General features: G+C 55.2%; 9 protein-coding genes. 1 reads left to right on the forward strand and 8 read right to left on the reverse strand.

The window, feature by feature from the left end; all coding sequences use genetic code 11:
- Positions 1-32: 32 nt before the first annotated feature.
- From glgP to glgB, 5 genes are all read right to left on the reverse strand, one after another.
- Entirely contained in the window at positions 33-2,480 is a 2,448-nt protein-coding gene (gene glgP / locus FAZ14_RS16525; protein WP_016942921.1) for a glycogen phosphorylase, read from the reverse strand.
- Positions 2,481-2,503: 23 nt separating this feature from the next.
- Complete coding sequence (glgA, locus tag FAZ14_RS16530; protein ID WP_016942920.1) at positions 2,504-3,937, reverse strand: glycogen synthase GlgA; 1,434 nt, start codon at positions 3,935-3,937, stop codon at positions 2,504-2,506.
- 82 nt (positions 3,938-4,019) lie between these two features.
- Entirely contained in the window at positions 4,020-5,306 is a 1,287-nt protein-coding gene (gene glgC / locus FAZ14_RS16535) for a glucose-1-phosphate adenylyltransferase (protein WP_038925411.1), read from the reverse strand.
- Positions 5,307-5,320: 14 nt separating this feature from the next.
- Complete coding sequence (gene glgX / locus FAZ14_RS16540) at positions 5,321-7,291, reverse strand: glycogen debranching protein GlgX (protein WP_038925410.1); 1,971 nt, start codon at positions 7,289-7,291, stop codon at positions 5,321-5,323.
- Complete coding sequence (gene glgB, locus FAZ14_RS16545; RefSeq protein WP_038925409.1) at positions 7,291-9,474, reverse strand: 1,4-alpha-glucan branching protein GlgB; 2,184 nt, start codon at positions 9,472-9,474, stop codon at positions 7,291-7,293. The genes glgX and glgB overlap by 1 nt, the downstream gene beginning before the upstream one ends.
- A gap of 380 nt (positions 9,475-9,854) precedes the next feature.
- On the opposite strand from glgB, the gene FAZ14_RS16550 reads away from it, so the two are divergent.
- Positions 9,855-11,540 carry a sensor histidine kinase gene (locus tag FAZ14_RS16550; RefSeq protein WP_153508919.1) on the forward strand — a complete coding sequence of 562 codons (1,686 nt, stop codon included), beginning with the start codon at positions 9,855-9,857 and terminating at the stop codon, positions 11,538-11,540.
- A gap of 171 nt (positions 11,541-11,711) precedes the next feature.
- On the opposite strand, the gene cspE is transcribed toward FAZ14_RS16550, so the two are convergent.
- From cspE to asd, 3 genes are all read right to left on the reverse strand, one after another.
- Positions 11,712-11,924, reverse strand: coding sequence for a transcription antiterminator/RNA stability regulator CspE (cspE, locus tag FAZ14_RS16555; RefSeq protein ID WP_012768004.1), 213 nt, complete (start codon positions 11,922-11,924; stop codon positions 11,712-11,714).
- A gap of 368 nt (positions 11,925-12,292) precedes the next feature.
- Positions 12,293-12,709: a nickel-responsive transcriptional regulator NikR gene (gene nikR, locus FAZ14_RS16560; protein WP_016942914.1), complete on the reverse strand. Its 417-nt coding sequence runs from the start codon at positions 12,707-12,709 to the stop codon at positions 12,293-12,295.
- A gap of 247 nt (positions 12,710-12,956) precedes the next feature.
- Positions 12,957-14,057 (reverse strand): aspartate-semialdehyde dehydrogenase, encoded by a 1,101-nt coding sequence (asd, locus tag FAZ14_RS16565; protein ID WP_016942913.1) that lies wholly within the window; start codon positions 14,055-14,057, stop codon positions 12,957-12,959.
- Positions 14,058-14,077 lie beyond the last annotated feature (20 nt).

Consider the following 14,077-nt stretch of genomic DNA (forward strand, 5'->3'; position numbering starts at 1 on the left):
CTGTCACTGCCTATCCCATTTGGATAAGCGACCTACAACCGTATTGGCTTGATGTGCCAAATCTCGTCGGCGTACTCCTGAATCGTACGATCGGAAGAGAAATAGCCCATATTGGCGATATTGTGCAATGTGCGACGCGTCCATTCATCTTCATCGCAATATATCTCATCCACTTTATCCTGGCTGTCCACATAACTGCGGTAATCCGCCAGCAACTGATAGTGATCGCCGAAATTGACCAGTGAGTCGAACAGGTCAGCATAACGACGGGGATCATCCGGGCTGAATACCCCGGTCGCTATCTGCGTCAGTACCCGGTGCAACTCCTCATCCTGATTATAGAACTCGCGTGGGTTGTAACCGTTGCGACGTAATTCCTCTACCTGCTCCGTCGTATTACCGAAGATAAAGATATTCTCTTCCCCAACCCGCTCACGCATTTCGACGTTGGCACCATCCAGCGTACCGATGGTCAGTGCACCGTTGAGCGCAAACTTCATGTTACTGGTGCCAGAGGCCTCGGTACCGGCCAGCGAGATCTGCTCCGACAGGTCTGCCGCCGGAATAATGATTTGCGCCAGGCTAACGCCGTAATTCGGGATGAACACAATCTTCAGTTTGTCTTTTACCGCCGGATCGTTGTTAACCACGCTAGCCACATCATTGATCAAATGAATAATGTGTTTAGCCATGTAGTACGCGGAGGCTGCCTTACCGGCGAAAATGGCGACGCGCGGTACGCGGTCCAAATCCGGGTCATCCTTGATGCGGTTATAGAGCGTTATCAGGTGCAAGACGTTGAGTAGCTGGCGTTTATACTCATGAATACGCTTGATCTGCACATCAAACAGCGCGTTAGGATCAACCACAATATCCAGATGCTGGGCAATGTAGACCGCCAGCCGTAATTTATTTTCCTGCTTGGCTTTACGCACTTTCTGCAGGAAAGCCGGGTAATCGATGTGCGGTTTCAGGTCGGCCAGTTGGCTCAAATCGGTACGCCAGGTCTTACCGATGGTTTCATCCAGCACCTTCGACAGTGGGCGGTTTGCCAGCGCCAGCCAGCGCCGTGGCGTCACGCCGTTGGTTTTGTTGCAAAAGCGCTCCGGATAAACCCGGGCGAAATCAGCGAACAGCGACTGCACCATCAGGTCGGTGTGCAACTGGGACACCCCATTCACCTTGTGGCTACAGATCACCGCCAGCCACGCCATGCGCACTTTACGCCCGTGCTCTTCATCGATGATCGATACCCGCTTGAGCAGGTCGACATCATTGGGAAAACGCTCTTGCACCTCGTCCAGGAAACGGTCATTGATTTCGAAAATCAGTTGCAGATGGCGCGGCAGGATTTTGCCCATCATGTCGACCGGCCAGGTTTCCAGCGCTTCCCCCATCAGGGTATGGTTGGTGTAGGAGAACACCTTGGTGACCACATCCCAGGCGACATCCCACTTGAACTTGTGCTCATCGATCAACAGCCGCATTAACTCAGGGATCGCCAACACCGGATGGGTATCGTTAAGGTGAATGGCAAATTTCTCCGCCAGATTGGCGTAGGTTTTATGCATCGTCCAGTGACGGCTGAGGATATCCTGTACCGTGGCAGACACCAAAAAGTATTCCTGACGTAAACGCAGTTCGCGGCCGGAATAGGTGGAATCATCAGGGTAAAGCACGCGCGACACGTTTTCGGAGTGGTTTTTATCTTCTACCGCCGCGAAATAGTCGCCCTGATTAAATTTACCGAGATTGATTTCGTTACTGGCCTGCGCCGCCCACAGCCGCAAGGTGTTGGTGGCGTCGGTATCAAAGCCAGGGATTATCTGGTCATAGGCGCAGGCGATGATTTCTTCCGTTTCCAGCCAGCGGGTTTTGCTCCCCTCTTGCTGGATACGGCCGCCAAACCGCACCTTATAGCGAGTGCTGTGACGCACAAATTCCCACGGATTACCGTATTCCAGCCAGTAATCCGGCGACTCCGCCTGCTTGCCATCGACGATATTTTGCCGGAACATACCGTATTCATAACGAATACCGTAACCCCGGCCCGGCAGCGCCATGGTGGCGAGCGAGTCGAGGAAACAGGCGGCCAGACGACCAAGCCCCCCGTTGCCCAATGCCGGGTCGTCTTCTTCTTCCAGCAATTCGTTCAGGTCCAGCCCCATCGCTTCCAGCGCATCACGCAGGTCATCAAACATACCCATCGCCAGCAACGCGTTGGACAGTGTGCGCCCCAGCAGGAATTCCATCGACAGGTAATAAACCTGTCGGACATCCTGTGATAACTGTGCACGATTAGAACGCAGCCAGCGCTCGACCATACGGTCCCGCACCGCCAGTACCGCGGCATTCAGCCAGTCATGTTTGCTGGCGATGCTGGGATCCTTGCCGACGGTAAACATCAGCTTATAAGCGATGGAGTGTTTCAACGCGTCTACGCTGAGCGTAGGTGAGTTGTAGATAAATGGAGAGTTCATAATGTCATTCCCACTGATGCGTACTACCAAAGACGTTGATAAAGCGCACGATAGGCCTGGGCAGCGACCTGCCAACTAAAATCCATTGCCATTGCCTGACGTTGTACATAACGCCAAAGCGAAGGGCGCGACCACAACACAAAGACCCGACGAATCGCCCGCGACAGCGACGCGGTATTACAATCGCTGAACACAAAACCGCTCGCCAGGCCATCAGCCAGATTTTCCAGCGAGCAATCTGCCACGGTATCCGCCAGTCCACCGGTGCGTCTGACCAGCGGTAACGTGCCGTATTTCAGGCCGTACAACTGGGTCAACCCGCAGGGTTCGAACCGACTAGGAACCATAATCACATCCGCGCCGCCAATGATGCGGTGCGAAAACGCTTCGTGATAACCAATCTGAACGCCGACGCGGCCGTGATACTCCGCCGCCGCCGCCAGAAAACCTTCCTGTAAGGTGGCATCGCCTGCTCCCAACACCACCAGTTGTCCACCTTGCTCCAGCAAATCCGGCACGGCTTGCAAGGCGATATCCAGCCCTTTCTGGCTGGTCAGGCGACTGACGATGGCGAACACCGGCACACGGTCATCCACCTTAAGTCCCATCGCCGTTTGCAAATGCCGCTTGTTTTCCGCTTTGCGCGCCAGCTCATCGCGGCTATAGGTGGCGGTCAGCAAGGCATCGTGTGACGGGTTCCAGATCTCATCATCCACCCCGTTGAGGATGCCAGACAAACGCCCCTGTTCTTCACGCGACTTGAGCAGCCCCTCCAGCCCATAACCATACTCAGCCTGTGTAATTTCATGGGCATAGGTCGGGCTGACGGTGGTGACATGATCCGCATAATACAGCCCGGCCTTGAGGTACGAGATTTGGCCGTAAAACTCCAGCCCGTACATGTGGAAGTACTCCGGCGGCAGGCGCAACTCCGACATGTGACGGGCATCAAATAATCCCTGATAAGCCAGATTATGGACGGTAAATACCGATTTTGCCGGTCGACCTTTCGCCGCCAGATACGCACAGGCAAGACCGGCATGCCAGTCATGGGCATGAACGATGTCTGGCCGCCAGAACGGATCCACGCCGTTGGCCATTTCCGCCCCCATCCAGCCCAGCAAGCCAAAGCGCAATACGTTATCCGTATAGGCGAATAACGACGTATCGTGATACGGGCTGCCTGCCCGCTCATACAGGTGTGGGACATCGATCAGATAGATGCCCACCCCGTTGTAATGGCCGTAACGCAGCGTGACATGGCCGCCAAACGTATCCAGCTCCCTCACTACCTGCGCGTCCGGGATACCTTTTTTCAGGTCGGGAAATGCCGGCAACAGCACGCGGACATCCATCCCCGCCGCTATCTGCGCACCGGGCAACGCGCCCACCACATCCGCCAGTCCCCCGGTTTTCAGCAAAGGGAATAGCTCTGAACACACGTGTAATACCCGCATCTTGTCTCCCATTCCACCACCCACGCCCCACACGTGGGCAGCATCAATCCGCCAGCCCATTACGGCCGGGTACACAATCAGGTCAGGACGTAAGCTTCGCCAACATGGCTCGCGTCACCAGCACAATGCCTTCTTCGGAACGATAAAAACGACGGCTGTCATCCTCAGCGTTCTCGCCAATCACCATGCCTTCCGGAATGTCGCAGGCGCGATCGACAATGCAACGATGCAAGCGGCATGAGCGTCCGACGTTGACATCCGGTAACAACACCGATGAATCGATGCTGCAAAAGGAGTTGATACGTACCCGAGGGAACAGCACCGAATGCGTGACCACTGAGCCGGATACAATACTTCCACCGGACACCAGCGAATTCATGGTTAAGCCATGACTGCCGGAGCGGTCCTGGACGAACTTGGCGGGCGGTAACGCCGCCATCGCCGAGCGAATCGGCCAGTTATGGTCGTACATGTCCAGTTCCGGCATCACCGAGGCCAGGTCGAGGTTGGCGCGCCAGTAGGCTTCCAGCGTGCCCACATCGCGCCAGTACGGCGGCGCATTTTCCGAAGACGTCACGCAGGAGAGGGTGAAGGGATGCGCCCAGGCATTCCCTTCCGCCACGATTTTTGGGATCAAGTCCTTGCCGAAATCATGGCTGGAATCCGAGGTGCACACATCCTCCTCCAGCCGCCGGTACAGGTATTTGGCGTTGAAGACGTAGATCCCCATACTGGCCAGCGCCATATCGGGGTTATCCGGCATCGGTGACGGGTTGTCGGGCTTCTCGTCGAAACTGATAATGCGGTTGTCTTTATCCACGCTCATCACGCCAAAGGCGTGTGCTTCTTTGATAGGCACCGGAATACACGCGACCGAACACTCCGCGCCATTCTCCACGTGGTCCAGCAGCATGCGGGAATAGTCCATTTTATAGATATGGTCACCGGCCAGAATCACCACGTATTCCGCCCCGTAGCGCCGGATGATATCCAGGTTGTGGCATACGGCATCGGCAGTGCCGCGATACCAGTGATCATTTTCATCATGCCGTTGCTGGGCTGGCAGCAAATCGACAAATTCATTCATCTCAATATTCAGGAATGACCAGCCGCGCTGGATATGTTGCACCAGTGTGTGCGACTGATACTGGGTAATCACGCCAATACGACGGATGCCGGAATTCAGGCAATTAGACAGGGCAAAATCGATAATTCGGTATTTACCGCCAAAGTGCACCGCGGGTTTGGCACGGTGCGCCGTTAAGTCTTTCAGCCGGGTCCCACGCCCGCCCGCCAAAATCAGTGCGACAGATTTCAAGGGCAATTGTCTGGCCAGCATCAAGGGATCATGTTTGTCAGTACTCACCATGTCAGACTCCTTTTTTATTGTTTTACCAGTACGCACACCGCATTCGCCTGCCCATACCAAACCCGTCCGTTGAGCGGATGGTCAGCCGCGCTAAAGGGGGGCGAAACCCGCCACGCCCCTGCGGGAAGCGAAAACTCACTCGTCTGCGTCGTGGCGTTGAGCAATAGCAACCAGCGATCGGAAAGCTGGATTTGTAACTGATGTGCCCCCTGCTCCCATTCATATGGCGTCAGCGGCTCTCCTTGCGCATTCAGCCACCGAACATCGTTTCCGTCGTCACGCCACCACGCGGCTTTGCGTAACGCGGGAATAGCACGGCGCAGACGGATCAGACCTGCGGTAAACGCAAGCAAATCGGTATCCATCTCATCCCAGTGCAACCAGGCCAGCGCGTTATCCTGGCAATACGCGTTATTGTTGCCTTGCTGACTGTTACCAAATTCATCGCCAGCCAGCAGCATCGGCGTGCCCTGCGACAACAGCAGTGTCGTCAGCAACGCCTGTTGGCTGGCGCGTCGCCGCGCCTGTGTGGCCTCATCTGCTTCCAGCCCTTCCGTCCCGTGGTTGAAGCTGAAATTGCTGTTGGTGCCATCACGGTTTTGTTCCCCGTTGGCCTGGTTATGCTTGTGGTTAAAGCACACCAGATCACGCAGCGTAAAACCGTCATGGGAGGTCAACATGTTGACCGACGCCCAGGGCAAGCGCCCGTTACGCTCGAACACCTCGCTGGAGGCGGCGAAACGGCGGGCAAATACCCCGACGGGCAGATCGCCGAGTAACCAGAAACGGCGTATGTCGTCGCGAAAACGGTCGTTCCACTCAACAAACGGTGCCGGAAACTGGCCCAGTTGGTAGCCGCCAGGACCAATATCCCAGGGCTCAGCGATCAACTTGCAGTCGCGCAACGTGCGGTGGTTACGCAGCGCGGTAAAGAACGGAGCTGAAGAGGAAAAATCTGGTGTGCGCCCCAAAATTGTCGCCAGATCAAAACGGAAGCCATCCACATGGCAGGTTTCATGCCAGAACTTCAGGCACTCAATCACCCACTGCAACACCGCCGGGTTATCCAGCCGCAACACGTTGCCGCATCCCGCCCAGTTGTAATAATCGCCCTCCCCGGTCAGCCAGTAGTAACTGGTGTTATCAATGCCGCGCAGCGACAGCGTAGGGCCGTCCACGTCCAGCTCTGCGCTGTGATTGAACACCACATCCAAAATCACCTCGATGCCCGCTTTATGCAGCGCCCGCACCGCGTCGCGGAATTCGTTGAGCGGGTCATCCCCCGCCGCCAGGCTGCTGTCCACCGCGAACGGCAGCAGCGTGTTGTACCCCCAGTAATTGCGCAATCCCATCGACTGCAACCGGGGCTCGTCGGCATGCTGCTGGACAGGCATCAACTCCAGTGTGGTCACACCCAATTGCGTCAGGTACTCCAGCATCACAGGATGCGCCAGCGCAGCGTAGGTGCCACGTATCGATGCCGGAATGCGCGGGTGGCGTCGGGTCAAGCCGCGTACATGCGCTTCGTACAACACGGTGTGATGCCAGGGCGTGCGCGGAAAGGCATCGCCCTGCCAGTCGTAGCGTTCATCCACCACCACGCTGCGTGGCATCACTTCCGCGCTGTCCTCGGCATCGGGGTAGTCGTAACCGCCGTGCAGCCGCTCGTCATCCACCACCCAGCCATCCATCTGGCGAGCACAGGGGTCAAGCAACAGTTTCCTGGCATTGAAACGCAGGCCACGTTTCGGGTCGAACACACCATCGACGCGGTAGCCGTAACACAAGCCCGGCTGGGCATCCGGCAAATAGCCATGCCAGATATCACCGGTACGGGCCGTCAGTGGCAGGCGTTGTTCCCGCAGACCGTCAAAAATACACAATTCCACCTTCGTGGCTCCAGAAGAGAACAACGCAAAGTTCACCCCTTCGCCATCGAAGTAAGAGCCTAACGGTCGGGGGCGACCCGCCAGCAGTTCAACCATTACGCCTCCCTCACCAAATACAGGGTGGAGAGCGGTGGCAGTGTTAATACCAGCGATTGTGGCCGGGAATGGCTGCCGACCGCTTCGCTGCGTACCAGTCCCTGATTGCCAATATTGCTGCCGTGATAATACATGGAGTCGGTATTCAGCACTTCGCGCCAGTACCCCGGCTGATTGATACCGACGCGATATTCGTCCCTCGGTACCGGCGTAAAGTTGCTGATAACCAGCATTTCATTGCCGTCGGCATCGCGCCGGATAAAGGCGAATACCGAATTTTCGCGATCGTCTACCACCACCCATTCGAATCCCTGATGCAGGTAATCGCATTGATAAAGCGGCGGGTGTTGGCGATAGCAATGGTTGAGGTCACGCACCAGTTGCTGTACACCAGCATGCCAGCCTTCAGGCTCATCCAGCAGATGCCAGTCGAGGCTGGTGTCGTGATTCCATTCCCGTCCTTGCGCAAACTCGCTGCCCATAAACAGCAGTTTCTTGCCGGGGTAAGCCCACATGAAACCGTAATAGGCGCGCAGGTTGGCAAACTTCTGCCAGGCATCACCCGGCATCCTGTCGAGCAAAGAGCGTTTGCCGTGCACCACTTCATCGTGCGACAGCGGCAGGACGAAGTTCTCGCTATAGGCATACAACATACCGAAGGTCAGCAGGTCGTGGTGGTATTTGCGATGCACCGGGTCTTGTTGCATGTAGGCCAGCGAGTCATGCATCCAGCCCATGTTCCATTTGTAGTGAAACCCCAAACCACTATGTTCCGGCGGCAGCGTCACTCCGGCATAGTCGGTAGATTCTTCGGCGATGGTAACCGCACCGGCACGGTGCTGGCCCAGCATCTGGTTGGTGTAACGCAGAAAACCGATCGCCTCCAGGTTCTCTTTGCCACCGTAGTGGTTCGGCACCCATTCGCCGTCACGGCGGCTGTAGTCCCGGTAAATCATCGACGCCACTGCGTCCACCCGCAGCCCGTCGACGCCAAACCGTTCGGTCCAGTACAACGCATTACCCGCCAGATAGTTACGCACTTCGTGGCGGTCAAAGTTATAAATCAGCGTGTTCCAGTCCTGGTGGTAGCCCTCCTTCGGGTCGGCATATTCGTACAAAGCGGTACCATCAAACCGCGCCAGACCGTAACTGTCGGTCGGGAAATGGCCGGATACCCAATCCAGCAGCACATTGATGCCCGCCTCATGAAACGCATTGACCAGATAACGGAAGTCCTCCGGTGAGCCGAAACGACGGGTCGGCGCATACAGCCCCAATGGCTGATAACCCCAACTGGCATCAAACGGGTGTTCATGCACCGGCATCAGCTCAACATGGGTAAACCCCATTTCTTTCACGTAAGGCACCAGTTGGTCCGCCAGTTCGCGGTAGCTGAGCCAGAAATTGTTGTCGGTATGCCGCCGCCATGACCCCAGATGCACCTCGTAGATGGAAATCGGCGACTGCAAATCGTTGGCGGATTGCCGCGCCTCATCCACCGGCAGCACAGGCGGCAGCCCATTCACCACCGAGGCGGTATCCGGGCGCATCTGTGAGGCAAAGGCATACGGGTCGGATTTCACCAGCACATTGCCGTAGCAATCGATAATTTCGAATTTGTACAACTGCCCGATCCCAACGCCCGGGATAAACAGCTCCCACACACCGTTCTCACGCCGCAAACGCATCGGATGGCGACGCCCATCCCAAAAATTGAAATCTCCCACCACCGAGACCCGCTGAGCGTTCGGTGCCCAGACGGCAAAACAGGTGCCCTCAACGCCATCCAACGTGGACGGATGTGCACCCAGTGTTTCAAACGGCCGTAAATGACGCCCCTCCGCCAGCAACCAGATATCCAACTCCTGCAATAACGGGCCAAACCGATAAGGGTCATCAATGACATAGGTATCCTGCTGCCAGGTGACCGCCAGCCGATAGCTGAATGGCTTTTTGCGACGAGGAATCACTGAAGCGAAAAAACCGCGTGCGTCCTGACACGCTAAGTGCGCCACTTTGCGTCCGCTGTGTGCATCCACCACGTGAACCTCACTGGCGTCTGGAAGCAGTGCGCGGACTTCCAGCCCTGACGATGTGACGTGCATACCCAATACTGCAAAAGGATCGGCGTAATGGCCGGAAAATAGGAGATTAATGATGTTCCGATCGGAAAATCCTGACATGGCATCCGTCCTCTGAATTAACCATCTGAATAAAGTAAAGATGTTAAAGAGACAGGTCACTTCTTCAGCACTCTTATTGGTATGCGAATGCCCTGAGTCAATAACAGAAAAGGAACCAGCCTGACCCCCATAAAAAGAGAGCCGACCTGAAAAGGTGCAACAGCACCGTAATAGTTGATGCTGCGAAGTATTCTTCAGGTAAGCCTAAGATTCAGCTTAGTCAAGAAAAGAGAAAATATTTGAGATATTGGATAAATTTTTACTTCTAACAACCATAAGAAAAAATAATTAATCATAGCGTTAGCGAATATTGATCTTGTTCGGGTTACCTTGGTGTACAACACGTAGAATTGCTTGATCCAACAAGGAGGTGTATGGAGATGGTCAGCCAGGTCGATTTGATTCTGTCATTGCTACAACAAACGTGCGTCTATCTGGTTATCGCGTATTTGCTGAGCAAAACGCCGCTGTTCATTCCGCTGACGCAGGTCACCCTTCATCTGCCGCATAAGCTGATCTGCTACCTGACGTTTTCCATGTTTTGCATCCTCGGCACCTATTTCGGCCTGCATATTGACGACTCCATCGCGAATACCCGCGCCATCGGCGCGCTGTTGGGCGGTGCGCTGGGAGGACCGACGGTCGGCGTACTGGTTGGCCTGACCGGCGGCCTGCACCGCTATTCATTAGGCGGCATGACCGCACTGGCGTGTATGGTATCCACCATCATGGAAGGATTGGCCGGTGGCCTGCTACACCGTTATATGCTGCGCCGCCACCGTATCGACCTGTTGTTTCAGCCGTTGGTTATCGCGGCTGTCACTCTGCTGATGGAAATAGTGCAGATGAGCATCATCCTGCTGTTGTCGCGCCCGTTTGGCGAGGCACTGACGCTGGTTAAAAACATCGCCTTACCGATGATCATCACCAACAGTATCGGGGCAGCCATGTTCATGCGGATCCTGTTGGACCGCCGGGCTATGTTTGAGAAATACACGTCGGCGTTTTCTGCGCGTGCTTTGCAGATTGCGGCAAGGGCGGAAGGGGTATTACGGGAAGGATTTAATCCGGATACCAGCCTGCAGGTAGCGCGTATCTTGTATGAAGAATTGGGTGTTGGCGCTGTCGCCATCACCGATCGGGAGAAGCTGCTGGCTTTTGTCGGCACCGGTGACGATCACCACACCGCCGGTTCGCTGATTACGTCGTCCTATACCCATCAGGCTATCGACAACAATCAGGTGGTGTATGCTGACGGTAACGAAGTACCGTTTTGCTGCCCGCTGTCATCACACTGTAAGTTGGGGTCTACGCTGGTTATCCCACTGCGTGGCGAAGAGCAGCGGGTTATCGGCACCATCAAGCTGTATGAACCGAAAAACAAGTTATTCTCCAGCATAAACCGCACGCTGGGGGAAGGTATCGGCCATTTGCTGTCGGCTCAAATTTTCGCGGGTCGTTTCGAGCAGCAAAAGCAGTTACTGGCACAATCCGAAATCAAGCTCCTGCATGCGCAGGTGAACCCCCATTTCCTGTTTAACGCCCTCAATACCCTATCGTCGATTATCCGCCGCAATCCGGATCAGGCCCGTCAGTTGGTGTTATCGCTCTCAACCTTTTTTCGTAAAAACCTCAAACGCAGCGGTGATGAAGTCGCGCTCAGTGATGAACTGGAGCACATCAACGCCTATCTTGATATTGAAAAGGCCCGTTTCGCCAATCTGCTGACGGTGGACATCGCCGTTCCAACATCGCTCAGGGCCGCCAGATTACCCGCCTTTTCCCTGCAACCACTGGTGGAAAACGCCATCAAGCACGGCATCGCCCACATGCTGGATAACGGCTATCTGCGCATTGGTGCACGTACTCACGCCAATATGCTGGAGCTCACGATAGAGGATAACGCCGGGGCTTATTACCCCCGCAACGGTAGCGATGGGCTGGGGATGAATCTGGTAGACCGGCGCATCAAAGCGCGCTACGGCCATCATTACGGCATCACGGTTACCAGCGAGCCGGAACGCTTTACCCGCGTTCGGGTACGAGTGCCGCTGAGAGTGGGATAAGAACGTGTCAGGCGGGCACAGTCATACTCATACCCGAAATAAAACGCATACCTGAAATAAAGAACGGCTTCCCCTGGGGGAAGCCGTTCTTAGGCTGATCTCGGCATCACATCACGTCACTGCTCCGGCTAACGCCATCTTCGCTATCGTCGGTGAGGATGACCCGGGAAATTACAGCCCTACTACGTTCTCAGCAGAAGGACCTTTCGGACCGTTGCCGATAACGAATTCTACTTTCTGGCCTTCGTACAGCGTTTTGAAGCTGTCACTCTGGATTGCAGAGAAATGTACGAATACATCTTTGCTGCCATCAGCCGGGCTGATAAAGCCAAAACCTTTAGATTCGTTAAACCATTTTACTGAACCAGTCATTTTATTAGACATCATATTACCTCGTAATTTTTTTCCAGCCCGTTTAAGGGCAACAGGGGTCTGCAATGCAGGAAATACTTATGAGCAAGAAAAAAAGAGATTCAGGGGAAGTGATATCTAGGGATAACGCTTGGACTGAGGACTACTTTAGTAAAATGCCTGACATAAATAGGTCTGACTAACAAACCGTACGGCTATTAACGCATTCATCAGGCATGAAAGCAAGCACTATGTATTGTTGCGGCAGGAAAATATTTTATATTTTTTATAATTCATACGGTTAATGGGTTGGCCCCGGTACGTTCTCGCCACGACCACAACCGTCACTGACGCCCGTCTGGCCCGCAAACCGGCTGATAATAATACCGGTGTTGCTGCCTCTATACCTTAGCAGCCTGCTCCATCGGGATCAGATTCAGCTGTCCGTGACGCACGCCGGTCTGAGCGATGACCGACGCGGCAAACTGCTCTACACGCTCGGTAGGGCCACGCAAAATCACGGTTTCCACACATTCGTCGTGGCTGAGGTGGGTGTGCATGGTGGACACGGTCAGGTGATGGTGTTCATGTTGCATACCGGCCAGTCGGCTCGACAGCTGACGCTCGTGATGGTCATACACATAGCTCAGCACCGCCACACACTCGGCGTTTTTATCCTGTGCTACCGTCATTTCGCCCAATTCACGCCGCAACATGTCGCGAAACGCTTCCGACCGGTTGGCATAGCCTTTTCGCAGCATCAGCGCATCCAACGCCTCAGCCAGCGGGTCATCCAGAGAAATCGTCAATCGTTGCATCTCAGCCTCACAAAAAAGCGCAAAAAGTCCTCCGGCGTGGTGCCACGCAGGTCGTCCCATTATGCCGGGGTTCATCATGATGATCGTGATTCAGCGCAAAACGGCGCTCAAATCCCTGACGGACAAACAAGAATGGACAATACCGCGAACCATTGCCAGAAAAAGATCACCCTCTACCGAGGAGAGGATATGGGAATAAGGAGAACGCTAAAACGCGCCCAACAGGCGCGTTTTAGCGGGAACGGGATTACAACAGGATGCGCAGCATGCGGCGCAGCGGTTCAGCCGCGCCCCACAGCAGCTGGTCACCAACAGTGAAAGCGGACAGGTACTGCGGCCCCATGTTCAGTTTACGCAGACGGCCCACCGGGGTAGACAACGTACCGGTCACCGCTGCCGGGGTCAGTTCACGCATGGTGATTTCGCGGTCGTTCGGCACCACTTTCACCCAATCATTGTGGGTCGCCAGCATCTGCTCGATTTCCGCAATCGACACATCTTTTTTCAGCTTCAGCGTGAACGCCTGGCTGTGGCAGCGCAGCGCGCCGATACGCACACACAAACCATCCACCGGAATGGTGCTGGCGGTATTCAGAATCTTGTTGGTTTCCGCCTGGCCTTTCCACTCTTCACGGCTCTGGCCGTTTTCCAGTTGTTTGTCGATCCACGGGATCAGGCTGCCCGCCAACGGCACACCGAAGTTTTCCACATCCAGACCACCGCGTGACAATGCCGTCACTTTGCGCTCGATATCCAGAATGGCGGAAGCCGGGTCGCTCAGTTCAGCGGCGACTTCGGCGTTCAACTGGCCCATCTGAATCAGCAACTCACGCATATTGCGCGCGCCCGCACCGGACGCCGCCTGATAGGTGGCAACAGATGCCCACTCCACCAGATCGTTGGCGAACAGGCCGCCCAACGACATCAGCATCAGGCTGACGGTACAGTTACCACCGACAAACGTTTTGATACCTTTATCCAGACCAGACTGGATAACACCGTGGTTAACCGGGTCCAGAATAATAATCGCATCATCTTTCATGCGCAGAGAAGATGCGGCGTCGATCCAGTACCCTTGCCAGCCACTTTCACGCAGCTTTGGGTAGATTTCATTGGTATAATCGCCGCCCTGACAGGTGATGATAATATCCAGCGCGCGCAGCGCGTCGAGATTGTAGGCATCCTGCAGGACACCCTGCTGGCCGCCCAACGCCGGTGCTGGCTGACCGTGCTGTGACGTAGAAAAGAATACCGGGCGGATTAAATCAAAATCGCGTTCTTCCACCATGCGCTGCATGAGTACCGAACCGACCATTCCGCGCCAGCCAACAAAACCAACATTTTTCATGGTAACCGTCCTGCCTGGGG

Source organism: Dickeya oryzae, assembly GCF_009372235.1.
GTDB classification, from domain to species: domain Bacteria; phylum Pseudomonadota; class Gammaproteobacteria; order Enterobacterales; family Enterobacteriaceae; genus Dickeya; species Dickeya oryzae.